We start from the raw sequence: 12944 nt of genomic DNA on the forward strand, positions 1-12944 counted from the left end.
ATTTTTCAATGTTTAATAGTTTCGTTCCATTTTTTCAATTAAAATTAAAATTTCTGCGATGACTGCGTACAGTTGTGGGGGAATCGTATCGCCAAGGTCAAGATCAAGTAAATGTTGTACGAGCGCGGCATCTTGTTCGACGGGCACTCCATTTTGTTTGGCGAGTTCGATAATTTTTTCTGCCACATAGCCGCGCCCGTGGGCGACGACGGTCGGCGCTTTATCTCCTTCTTCATAGCGAATGACCGCCGCCGACGGACCGTTTATTTCCCGTTTTCGTTTTTGGTTAAAGTACATCATATTGTAAAATCATATCCTTTCTCCGTCCATGTTGCCCGTTTCGGCTCATTCGTTTTTTCTTCTTTTTTCTCAAACGTCGTAAATTGTACGTGACCGACGCGGTAGCCGATGTCTTCCAACCTTTTTGTCGCCGTTTCGATGAGCGGACGCATGCGCTCTGCAAAATCTTCGCGATCGTTACGAAACGTCACAGAAATTGTTCGTTCGTTCGCACTTAACAGCACGCCGACATCGCCGAGCTTTTTCGTTTCAAGTAAAAAGTATAAGCTGCAGTTTTCCCAATCGACTCGTTTTCCGTCGTTTCGGGCATTGACATATACTTTCACATCTTTTACTTCCTTTTGTAGCAACAACGGGATCGTAAAAAAGAGCGTTTGCATCGCACTTCCTTGATCGTTTTTATTCAGCAGCTGTTGCCCGGTCATATTCGTCAACGCTTGTTCTGCTTGTTTCGCTGCTTCTCCACCTGTCTGTGCTAATTTCATTAAGAGTCCTTTCATCGTATCTTCCGTTTGTTCGCTTTCACCGTTAAACACGAGTGCATTCGCCATATCGGTTTCATGCATCAAGCCGAGGCGACGAATCGTTTGCAGCATATGACGCGCGGACGGCTCCGGTTGGACAACATCGTTCCATTGCGCGAGTAATGCTTGTTCTGGCGCTTGTTGTTTAAGAGACTGAGCGTCGACAAAATGCTTCACTTTCACATCGGACGGCTTAAATTGCATTTGTTCAAGCGTACTTTTTACTTGTTTTACGATTTTTTGCGCTTCTGTCATTTGCCCTTTCTCTAACAGCTTTTTCGCTTCTGCTAATTGCGAACTTGCTTGCAGTAATTTTTTCTCCATCGTCATATCGGCAAACAACATCGCATCGCTTTTTAAAATCGTTTGGTCGAGCTGTTTAATCGTCGTTTCTAGCAATTGTTTTGCTTGCGGTCGCGCCGCTTGCTTGTATTGAGTAATGAGATGATCAATCGCCTCTAAATTGCGCATCATATCACGCTTCGTTTGTTGGAACTGTTTCGTCGCTTCTGCCATCCGTTTCGTGACGGTTTGCACGATAATATCTTTTGATTGCAAGCCGAGCGCAGCTAACGATTCGTACGCCGCATCATCAGCTGTTGAGGTATTGTTTGGCAACAACGTCTGTTCAACTTGTTGAAGCGCTTGAACGACCGTTTGTCTTGCGGCCATTTCTCGCCCGTTTTCTGCAAGCTCATCAGCACGAGCAAACGCTTCATGAAGTGACGGTTCCATATGTTGAGCGAGTTGCGCACGCGCCACGTTTAGCGCTTCTTTCACATTTGGCTCCTTTTGTATCGTTTTCATCGCTTGAGCGATAGCAACACGTACATCATTCGTTACACGTTTTCCACTTTCTGTTATTACAAGGGCTGTGAATAGCTGTTGGCGTTGTTTGTCGAGCATTTGTGTAACTTGCTGAAGCGTTTGCGCCATATTTGGTTGTTTAGCAAGTGTCGCATCACCTTGAAGCTCACGAACCGCTTCTGCCAACGTCATTGTTTGTTGTTCAAGGCGATCGGCAATCATATTTGCACGATGGACATATTCAGGCACGAGCTGTTGTTCGATGGCACGTAACGTTTGCACGAGCTTTTGCTGTGCCTCTGCACCACGACCAACTGCTTCAAATAATTTTGCTTGATTTAATGCTTGAATGACTTTCTCTGCTTCGTTCGCTGGTAACGTACGAGCGACTTCTCTCACTTGCGGCTCGATTGCTCTCACATTTGGGGCACTTTCTGCTTGTTTCCGTACTTCAGCGACCTGCTTTAACTGTGTTTCTTTTGCCTCCAACGCCGTGGTTGGCGCATTCGTTCGGATCACTTCTTTCGCTGTCCGCACGACATCCGCAACCGCTTCTTCTTCCACCGTACGTAACGCCTGCACGAACTGCTGACGGGCTTCCACACTTCGTCCAGCCGTCTCCAGCTGTTTCGCCTGTTCGAGCGCACGAGCGACTTTCTCTGCTTCGTTCGCTGGTAACGCTCGAACGACTTCTCTCACTTGCGGCTCGATTGCTCTCACATTTGGGGCACTTTCCGCTTGCTTACGCACGTCAGTGACCTGCTTTAACTGCGATTCTTTCGCTTCTACTGCCGTTGCCGGCGCATTCGCTCGAACCACTTCTTTTGCTGTACGCACGACGTCCGCAACCGCTTCTTCTTCCACCGTACGTAACCCCTGCACCAACTGTTGTCGGGCTTCCACACTTCGTCCAACCGTCTCCAGCTGTTTCGCCTGCTCGAGCGCACGAGCGACTTTCTCTGCTTCGTTCGCTGGTAACGCTCGAACGACTTCTCTCACTTGCGGCTCCACTGCTTTCATCGTCGGCGCGCTTTCCGCTTGTTTCCGCACTTCAGTAACTTGCTTTAACTGCGATTCTTTCGCTTCTACTACCGTTGAAGGCGCATTCGCTCGAACCACTTCTTTTGCTGTCCGCACGACATCCGCAACCGCTTCTTCTTCCACCGTACGTAACGCTTGCACGAACTGCTGACGGGCTTCCACACTTCGTCCAACCGTCTCCAGCTGTTTCGCCTGCTCGAGCGCACGAGCGACTTTCTCTCCTTCATCCGCTGGTAACGTACGAGTGAGTTCTCTCACTTGGGGCTCCACTGCTTTCATCGTCGGCGCACTTTCTGCTTGCTTACGCACGTCAGTGACCTGCTTTAACTGCGATTCTTTCGCTTCTACTGCCGTTGTCGGCGCATTCGCTCGAACCACTTCTTTCGCTGTCCGCACGACATCCGCAACCGCTTCTTCTTCCACCGTACGTAACGCCTGCACGAACTGCTGACGAGCTTCCACACTTCGTCCAACCGTCTCCAACTGTTTCGCCTGTTCAAGCGCGCGAGCGACTTTCTCTGCTTGTTCTGTTGGCAACGTACGAACAACTTCGCGTACTTGGGCTTCCACCACTCTCACATTTGGGGCACTTTCTGCTTGCTTCCGCACCTCGACCACTTGTTTCAGCTGTGTTTCTTTGGCTTCCAACGGTGTGGACGTTGGCGCATTCGCTCGAACCACTTCTTTCGCTGTCCGCACGACGTCCGCAATCGCTTCTTCTTCCACCGTACGTAATGCTTGCACCAACTGCTGACGAGCTTCGACACTTCGTCCAACCGTCTCCAGCTGTTTCGCTTGGTCAAAAGCGCGAGCGAGCTTCTCTCCCTGTTCCACTGGCAATGCTCGAACGATTTCTCTCACTTGCGCCTCCACGGCTTTCACATTCGGATCGCTTTCTGCTTGTTTTCGTAAATCAACCACTTGTTTTAGCTGTGCTTCTTTTCTTTCTAACGGCAATGTTGACTTACTCGGTTGGTCTCCTACCGTACGCAATGCTTGAATAAGGTCGTTTTTTGCTTTTTCTCCTAATTGTTGTACACGTTCAACGGCTTCATATAGTTCCTTCGATTCGATGCGTGGTAAAACCGTTTCTTTCAGCTGACGAACCGCATCTTCGACATGGCGAGCGTTGCGAACGATGCGTTTCGCTTCATCGATGACTTGCTTTTGTGAAGGTGAGGCCGATTGTACCGGAACATCTTCGTTTTTCTCTACAGAAGCAAACGCTTCAAGCAATCTTTGTTTAGCACGAAGTGGTTGACCTGAGCGATACAACTGTTCTGCCTCTTGTAATGCTGGCCCGAGCGTTTGACGAACGACGTCGCTTCCTTTTGCTATAGCGATCGCTTTGGCGACAATCGGCTCGCGTTCAATTTGTTGACGAATGATTTGCAACTGTTTCTCTTGCGTCGTTGCCCGTTCTGTTTGTACGTCATTCGTTTTCTTTTCGTTCACTTCTGCCATAGCGACCGCTTGCATAATGCGGCTGCGGGCAAACGATTCATGACCTCTCTCTTTCATTACAGTCGCTTCACGAACAGCTTTCGCAATCTCCTCATGCCCGTTTTCTTCGGCAAACTGTTTCGTCCATTCGATGACGCGGTCTATATTTTTTTCTTGTTGTAACTGTGTACGTAATTCGCTAATCGTTTGCGACGGTTGTTTGGCGATTGGAGTAAATGAAAAATGTGCGTCAATGGCGCGCACGATATCATGTAGCGATGCACTTAACGGCTTGCCGTGGAGCGCCTCATGAACCGCTTGTAACTGCTTTACTGTCATATCAAGCTTTTTACTTGCGGCAATTTGAATCGTTTCTAACTTTTGTTCAACCGTTCCTTTCCCTTCTGCTAAAAATGTGCGCAATGCCTCTACCGTTTCGCGAGTGAGCGGCAGTTGCTTTTGAGCAACGATCGTTGCCGCTTGGCGAAGTTCAGGCGTTTCAAACGTTTCAAATGATGATGTGGAAGGAGGTGTCACAACCTTCCCTTCGACCACTTCTCCATTCCCACCTGTCACTTGCACTTTCACTCTCCCAGAAGGCGGCACGTCTCCTTCAAAACGAAACCGAATATCCACCCCTCGCAATTGCACGATCGCTTCTTTTTCACTTACTTGCTCTTTCACGACCGCTTCATACACATCTCCGGCTTTTAACGTCACAGTCGTTGACGATGAGGATGCCGAGCGATAATGTCCGTATCCGCGAATTTCCATAACGACCCATCTCCGTTCTCCAATATTCCTACTTTTTATATCGACCATCGTTGCGCACTTTTCAATGGGATTTTGTTCCCAACTATGAACGGATAAGAGTAAACGAACAAATATCGCGCGCACCTGCGTCATACAGAAGTTTTGCTGCTTCGTGCACCGTTGCGCCTGTCGTGTAAATATCATCCACAATCACAATGCGCTTTTCTGCCACATTTTCTCCGGTGAGACAAAACTTCCGTCCAGTGAAACGTTCACGTCTCGTTTTTTTCGATTGTTTTTCATCATCGATACGTCGCAAAGCAAAAATCATCGGCAATGGCAAAAGGGAAGCGATCGCCTCCGCTTGATTAAATCCGCGTTCAGCTAGTCGAGAAGGGCTAAGAGGAATGGGCACGAGGCATACATCGGAAGAAAAATGTTTAGAAAAAACGGCGCGAACATCGTGACGAAACGCTTCAATAAGCGCATAATCGCCACGAAATTTAAAACGATTCATCATTTCTTTCATCCAATCGTTATACATATACACCGAGACGTTTTGTTTCAACACCGTTTTTCGTTTTTCCCACCCGATACAATCTTCACATATCGCTTGATCGCTTAAACGGCTACATCGTTCACAGCGATTTCCCTCAAGACGAATAAAACGGGCTCGACAACGCGGACAACAAACATCCGCTTGGCAAAGCGTTAAAAGCAGCGCAAACGACATCGCTGGCACCCATTCATCATGACAAATCAAACATTTCATTCGTCAAGCAACCCTCGCTTTCGTGCTTCATCGTTCATGCGTACAATATGACGCTTGGCGGCGATCATCGCTTTCGTTTTTCCAAAATGAAAAAAGCGCACATCACCTATCGGATACTGAGCACTTCGCCCGACGCGTCCTGCAATTTGCACAAGCGCACTTTCTGTAAAAATCGGTTGTTCTGCACCTAATACAGCGACATCAATGTTCGGGACAGTGACTCCACGCTCTAAAATAGTTGTTGTCACAAGAAGTGGAATTTGCCCACGTCGAAACGCAAGCACTTTTTCTTTTCGTTTCGGATCTTCGGCGTGCACGCCTTCAATGCGCGGATGAAATTGTTGGAAATATGGGACAACTTGTTGTGAAAAGTCGATGTGAGGGACAAATAAAAAGGCTTGTTTGTTTCTTTCGAGATGCTCGTTTACCCATTGCACGACACAGTATGGCAAACGTTGATTACGCCACTTTTTTTTCCAATTTCCGCACCATTCAAATGTCGGAACAGGAAGTGGACGACGATGATAGCGCGCAGGAATCGTCACCGCTTTTCGTTTTCCGCTTTTTACTTCACGTTGCCATTGTTCATTTGGGGTTGCGGTCAAATAAATGAGGGAAGATGTCGGTTTTCGGGCGCGTTCAACGGCGTATGAAAGCATCGGATCAAAGCTATACGGAAACGCATCAACTTCATCGACAATCATCACATCAAAAGCGTGATAATAGCGAAGCAATTGATGCGTCGTCGTCACCGTCAATGAAGCAAGTTTGCCACGGTCTTGGCTGCCGCCATATAATGCCGCCATATCGACCGACGGAAATACACTCGCCAAACGCGGAGCTAGCTCCAATACAACATCGGTGCGCGGAGCAGCAATGCAAACACGCTTTCCTTGCGACAGCGCCATATTGATTCCTGCAAATAGCACTTCCGTTTTTCCCGCTCCACATACCGCCCAAACGAGCAACGAGTCGCTTCGATCAATCGCATGACAAACTTCATCGGATGCGAGTTGTTGCGCGGGAGACAATTGACCGCTCCATTGTAGCGGTGAAGAGAACGAGGTGGGAGAAGTAGGGCCAGTCCAAATGACGAGCGGATTACATTCGCTACATCGCCCCATCATGATACATTTTCGACAATACGTACATATTCGTCCACAACGGGAGCACGGAAAAGAAGCGAAAAGCTGAGGATCATCGTTGTTGCAACGGACGCACATATACCCGCGTTTCGTTTTCACAACGCTTGGTACAATTTGAACGTGTTGTTCATCATAAGGAAAAGACAGCTCAGACTTCAATAGCTGTTTTCCTTCTAAACGCAAACGAACCACCTCCGATCAGGAAAAAAGTTTGCTTATGGAGATTCTCCTTCCGACGACTGATGGTAAGCTACTAAAAAAGAAGTGGACCTTCGCCCACTTCATATATTCGTGCCAATCAAAAAAAATTCCTGTTTATTTTTTATACCAACCAAATCCCATTGCACCTTCTCCTAAATGCGTGCCGATGACAGGTCCGAAATAGCTAAGGAAAAATTCAACATGCGGATATTGTTGCTCGAGCTTTTCTTTCCATGCGCGTGCTTCTTCTTCACGGTTCGCATGAATAATGACCGCACGCATAGGAACGCCAAGGTTCGCATCTTCAGCAAATAGTTCTTCTATGCGATGTAACGCTTTTTTACGTGTACGAATTTTTTCAAACGGAACGATGACTTTATTAACGAAATGCAAAATCGGTTTAACTTGCAGGAGGCTGCCGATCAATGCCTGTGCGCCGCTTAACCGCCCACCACGCTGCAAATGCGATAAATCATCGACCATAAAATAAGCGCGCACCGATCGTTTCATTTCATCTAACCGCGCAATAATCGCCTCTGGATGCATACCTGCTTGCGCCATTTCGGCTGCTTCGATCGCATAAAATCCTTGCACCATGCAGCTAATTTCTGAATCATATGCATACACCCGGATGCCTTCGACCATTTGACCAGCCGCAACCGCTCCTTGATACGTTCCGCTAATGCCGCTTGATAAATGAATCGAAATGACCGCATCGTATTGTTTCGACAGCTGTTCAAACGTCTCAACGAATAAACCAATCGGTGGTTGAGACGTTGTCGGCAGTTGTTCACTTGTTTTCACTTTATCAAAAAAATCTTCTGCGCTTATATCGATTTCTTCTCGATACGTCTCCGTTCCAAAAACGACACTCAAAGGAATGATATGTATATTCAACTGTTCGCGAATATGCTTAGGGATATACGCTGTACTATCCGTTAAAATCGCCGTCTTCATCGCTCTTACCTTCCTTGTCCAAAATTTTTCCTATTTGCATTGTACTACATTATAACTACGATTGCATTGAAAAAGGTTGTCGAATCGATTTCGACAACCTTATTTCACTTCGACCCAGCCGTTTTTAATCGCAACAACAACCGCTTGCGTACGGTCGTTCACGTTTAATTTTTGTAAAATGTTGCTAACGTGGTTTTTAACCGTTTTTTCACTAATATAAAGCGCATCGGCAATACCTTTATTGCTTTTTCCGTCTGCCAATAACTGCAATACTTCACATTCTCTACGCGTCAATAAATGATACGGGCGACACACATCTTGGTTTTGCTTCTCTTTCTCCATTCCCTCTCCTGCAACGAGACGACGGTATTCTTTCACAAGATTATGTGTAACTTTCGGATGTAAATACGATCCACCTTCTGCCACGACACGAACCGCTTCAATTAAAGCATCGGCATCCATCTCTTTTAATAAATAGCCCATCGCACCCGTTTGTAAAGCATGCATGACGTAGCTTTCGTCATCATGAATCGACAAAATGATAACCTTTGTATCTGGATATGCTTCGATGAGCTGGCGTGTCGCCTCTACACCGTTTACATGTGGCATATTAATGTCCATAATGACAACGTCTGGCTTATACTGTTCCACAAGCGCTAGCGCTTCATTGCCATCGCTTCCTTCTGCGACGACTTCAAAATCTTGTTCAAAATCTAAAATACGTTTAATTCCTTCTCGAAACAATTTATGGTCATCAATTAAAACAATGCGCGTTTTCATTGTTGTTCCCCTTTCCCTGCTGTCTTTTGGAGCGGAATATGCATCGTAACAATTGTTCCGCGTCCAAGTTGCGAGTAAATATGTAATTTTCCTTCCAGCCATTCGATACGCTCACGCATGCCCATTAATCCGAACGCTTTTTCTTTTTTTTCATTCGGATTAAATCCTTTACCATCGTCTTTCACGACAATGAGCAAACTGTCTTTTTTAAGCTCTATTTTCACTTGGATCGTTTTTGCCTCCGCATGTTTTAGCGCATTTTGCACAGCTTCTTGCACGAGACGAAAAATAGCAACTTCAAAGCGATCAGATAACCGTCTCACTTCTCCCATATATGTAAACGTAATCGTTGTTTTATGATATTCTTCGATCGTCTGTAAATATTTTTTTAACGTCGGAATTAAACCGAGGTCATCAAGTGCCATCGGACGTAAATCGTAAATGATGCGGCGCACTTCATATAACGCGGAGCGAACCATTTTTTTTAAATCGCGCATTTCACGAATCGCTTCTTCCGCACCACGCTCGCGATAAATGCGTTCAATTAAATCGGAACGCATAATGACGTTCGCAAGCATTTGCGCGGGTCCATCGTGAATTTCTCGCGACAGACGCTTTCGCTCCTCCTCTTGCGCCTCAATAATCCGAAGTCCAAACTCTTGTTTTTCATTCGCACCATTAATAAATTCACTCAGTTCGCGAAAATCTCCATTTAAATAGTTAAGCACAACGGTCACTTGTCCGATTAAATGATCTGCTCGTTCAATCGTTTCTTTCACAGCGGCGAGCCGTCTTTCTAGATCATCACGACGTTGCCGCAACTGCTTTTCTTTTTCTTGCGCCATCGCTAGTTCCATTTGTAGCAAATGCGCTTTCTCATACGCTTGTCGAATTTCAGCTTCCGTATAAAACGAGAAGTTTTTGCTAACATCGGATAATCGTTGTCGCGCTAAACGTGCTTTCATTTCTAAATTGTCCGTTTGAGCGATAACGCGTTGCACTTCTTCTTTCGTTCGTCGTAGCTCTTCAAGGAGACGTTCATGTTCTTTCCGTGATTGTTCGCTAATATGAAAAATTTCCGCTTTACTTTCATCTACAGCTTCAATCATTTTTTTTACAATTCGATCCAGCTCTTTTGCGTTTATTTTCTTGTTGGACATATACACCACCTAAAGAAAAAAATGACCAAAAGTCAACAAAAATGACTTTTCTGACTTTTATTCGAACGTTATTCTTACTTTGAACATTTGACATATCGTCTTATAATTTTTATTATAACACGCTTCGTCTATTTACATCAGCATTTTTCGACAAAAAACGCACAACATTCCAAATAAGCATTTGAGGTGATTACGCTTTGTTAGAGGCATACTATACGGTGAAAGGATATGGAGAGGCAGAAATCGTCATTGAAAAATCGCGCTTCATTTGTTATGTCGAACGCGCGACAACAGAAGAAGAAGCCGTTCGCTTTATCCAACAAATAAAGAAAAAACATTGGGATGCGACACATAACTGCTCTGCGTATATCATTGGCGAGCATGACCATATTCAAAAAGCGAACGATGACGGAGAACCGAGCGGTACGGCAGGCGTTCCTATGCTCGAAGTGTTAAAAAAGAAAAAGCTAAAAAATACGGTCGTTGTCGTCACACGATATTTCGGCGGCATTAAACTCGGCGCTGGCGGCCTTGTGCGCGCTTACGGCAAAGCGGTAACCGAAGGGCTAAAAGCAGCAGGCATCGTCGAACGTAAACTTATGCGTATCATGCATACAACGATTGACTATACATGGCTTGGCAAAGTCGAAAACGAATTGCGCGCCTCCACATATACAATCAAAAACATGCATTATGCAGAGCACGTGACTATTGACACATATGTGGAAGAAAAACAAAAAGATGATTTCTACTCATGGATGACAGAGTTGACAAATGGGCGAGGCACCATCGCAGAAGGCGAACATGTATATGTCGAGTTTGATGTAAAGGAGTAAAAAATTTTCGTTTACGACTGCATAAAAATTTTGTAAAATGATGATTGTTTACATGTCGATATTTGTTGAACTTTTAAAAAAGGGGAACGACTATGCAAAATAGACGAGCATATATGAAAAAAAAGAAAAAGCGAAAAAAAATATGGACCTTTGTCTTGCTTCCATTACTTCTACTTCTTATCGGTGGGGGAGCATACGCAACATTTCTTTTCAATAAAGCGCAATCCGTCATCCAGCAATCATTTGAACAAATCGATGGACGAGAAAAGTCAGAAAAGCGAATGAAAGAAGTGGATCCAAACTCAGACAACATTTCTGTTTTATTTATTGGCGTAGATGACAGCAACATTCGACAAAAGAAAGGAATGGGTGCCGTACGTTCCGACGCACTTGTCCTTGCGACATTTAACGTCAAAGATAAAACAGTCAAATTGCTTAGCATTCCGCGCGATTCTTACGTTTATATTCCAATCGAAAAAAAATACGATAAAATTACTCATGCCCATGCATACGGTGGAGTCAAAGCAACAGTCGAAACAGTCGAGGAATTGCTTGATATTCCAGTTGATTACTACGTCAAAATGAATTTTGAGGCGTTTGTCGATGTCGTCGATGAACTTGGCGGCATTGAGTTTGATGTCCCTTATGAAATTCGCGAAATGGACTCAAAAGACCGCAAAAACGCCATTCATTTAAAACCAGGTGTGCAAACATTAAACGGCGAAGAAGCGTTAGCACTTGCAAGGACACGCAAATATGACAATGACATTGAACGTGGCAAACGGCAACAAGAACTAATGAAGGCGATCTTCAAAAAAGCGATGAGCGTTCATTCATTAACGAAATTTGACGATATCATGGAAGCTGTCGGTAAAAATATGACGACCAACTTAACATTTGAAGAAATGAAAGGTTTCTTTGCTTACGCGACAAAAGGAACGGGGGCAAACATTGAAACGCTCCATCTTAAAGGAGAAGACGCACGCATTAGCGGGGTGTATTATTATCGACTTGATGAAACAACGGTAGATGAAATTAAACAAACGTTAAAAACACATCTCGATGTATCATCTTACCAAGCACAAACAGAACAGTTCGCTCAAGAACAATAAAGAGGGTGTCTCGCGAGACACCCTCTTTGTTTTATGAAATTTTCCTCATTCCGCGAACCATTTTCAGTAGCGGGCGATAGTCTTTTCCGACAAGCCCAATTTTCTCAACCACAAGTTCAACGATAAGTAAAACGAACGCAATAACGAGCAACGCCCCAAACATCGTCGCTTTCGATAACACGACAGCAGACACACCGAACATCGCTGCCATGCCGTAAATAATTAACACTGTTTGACGATGACTATAGCCGAGACGCAATAAACAGTGATGCAAATGCGATTTGTCTGGCGCCGATAACGGCTGTTTGTTGACGATGCGTCTCACAATCGCAAACAGCGTGTCCGAAATTGGCACCCCTAAAATCAAAATCGGAATGATCAACGAAAACACTGTAACATTTTTAAAACCGAGAAGCGATAACACCGAAATCATATAGCCTAAAAATAACGCCCCTGTATCGCCCATAAAAATTTTCGCTGGATGGAAATTATATAAAAGAAAGCCGAGCGTACTTCCGAGCAATAATAAACTCATGGCAAAAACGAACATATACGTATTACCCATTGTCGCTGCCATTCCGGCAATCGTTACGAGCGCAATCGACGATACGCCTGCGGCTAAACCGTCTAGGCCGTCAATTAAGTTAATCGCATTTGTAATTCCAATGATCCAAAGCATCGTAATCGGGATGCTTAATAATCCAAATTCTAAATGGCCACCAAACGGCAAGTTAATGAAATCAATGCGAATGCCACCATATATCACAACAATGGCAGCAATGATTTGACCGAGCAACTTCCATTTTGGTGACAACTCATATATATCATCAAGCACGCCCGTTAATACGATGATCGTCGCTCCAATAACAATCGCTGTCGCATATGGGCTAGCTGGTTTCAATACAAGATAACCAACGATAAAACTAATAAAGATCGCTAATCCGCCTAAACGTGGCATAATTTTTTGATGCACTTTCCGCTGATTCGGCTTGTCTGTTGCACCAACACGAAACGCCAACCATTTGACAACAGGCGTAATTAGCACAGCTACAACAAAACAAAGAAACAAGGTGAAATAAACCATAGGAAACCTCCCTATTCGTTAGCATTCCC

10 protein-coding genes are annotated in these 12944 nt (G+C 45.0%); 2 read left to right on the top strand and 8 right to left on the bottom strand.

What is annotated here, in order from left to right; all coding sequences use genetic code 11:
* Positions 1-12 precede the first annotated feature (12 nt).
* The 7 genes from ASC42_RS09260 to ASC42_RS09290 form a co-directional block, all read right to left on the bottom strand.
* The gene (locus ASC42_RS09260) at positions 13-300 is read right to left on the bottom strand and encodes an EscU/YscU/HrcU family type III secretion system export apparatus switch protein (RefSeq protein WP_009362432.1); all 288 of its coding nucleotides are present in this window, start codon (positions 298-300) and stop codon (positions 13-15) included.
* Complete coding sequence (locus tag ASC42_RS09265) at positions 297-4889, bottom strand: metal-dependent peptidase (RefSeq protein ID WP_021095713.1); 4593 nt, start codon at positions 4887-4889, stop codon at positions 297-299. The genes ASC42_RS09260 and ASC42_RS09265 overlap by 4 nt, the downstream gene beginning before the upstream one ends.
* A gap of 82 nt (positions 4890-4971) precedes the next feature.
* Positions 4972-5640, bottom strand: a complete 669-nt coding sequence (locus tag ASC42_RS09270) for a ComF family protein (protein ID WP_055441499.1) — start codon at positions 5638-5640, stop codon at positions 4972-4974.
* A complete protein-coding gene (locus tag ASC42_RS09275) occupies positions 5637-6977 on the bottom strand; it encodes an ATP-dependent helicase ComFA (RefSeq protein ID WP_055441500.1) in 1341 nt (446 codons plus the stop codon). The genes ASC42_RS09270 and ASC42_RS09275 overlap by 4 nt, the downstream gene beginning before the upstream one ends.
* 123 nt (positions 6978-7100) lie before the next feature.
* Positions 7101-7943, bottom strand: coding sequence for a DegV family protein (locus ASC42_RS09280; RefSeq protein WP_055441501.1), 843 nt, complete (start codon positions 7941-7943; stop codon positions 7101-7103).
* Positions 7944-8042: 99 nt separating this feature from the next.
* Positions 8043-8723 carry a response regulator gene (locus ASC42_RS09285; RefSeq protein WP_055441502.1) on the bottom strand — a complete coding sequence of 227 codons (681 nt, stop codon included), beginning with the start codon at positions 8721-8723 and terminating at the stop codon, positions 8043-8045.
* Entirely contained in the window at positions 8720-9883 is a 1164-nt protein-coding gene (locus tag ASC42_RS09290) for a sensor histidine kinase (protein WP_055441503.1), read from the bottom strand. The genes ASC42_RS09285 and ASC42_RS09290 overlap by 4 nt, the downstream gene beginning before the upstream one ends.
* 197 nt (positions 9884-10080) lie before the next feature.
* Here ASC42_RS09290 and ASC42_RS09295 point away from each other — a divergent pair, with 197 nt between their 5' ends.
* Positions 10081-10719 (top strand): YigZ family protein, encoded by a 639-nt coding sequence (locus ASC42_RS09295; protein ID WP_055441504.1) that lies wholly within the window; start codon positions 10081-10083, stop codon positions 10717-10719.
* A 92-nt stretch (positions 10720-10811) separates the two neighbouring features.
* The gene (locus ASC42_RS09300) at positions 10812-11831 is read left to right on the top strand and encodes an LCP family protein (protein ID WP_055441505.1); all 1020 of its coding nucleotides are present in this window, start codon (positions 10812-10814) and stop codon (positions 11829-11831) included.
* Positions 11832-11862: 31 nt separating this feature from the next.
* Here ASC42_RS09300 and ASC42_RS09305 read toward each other — a convergent pair whose 3' ends face one another.
* Positions 11863-12915, bottom strand: a complete 1053-nt coding sequence (locus ASC42_RS09305) for a glycosyltransferase family 4 protein (protein ID WP_055441506.1) — start codon at positions 12913-12915, stop codon at positions 11863-11865.
* Positions 12916-12944: the final 29 nt, after the last annotated feature.

The sequence above is a fragment of the Anoxybacillus suryakundensis genome (genome assembly GCF_001418025.1).
Lineage (GTDB): Bacteria > Bacillota > Bacilli > Bacillales > Anoxybacillaceae > Anoxybacillus > Anoxybacillus tengchongensis.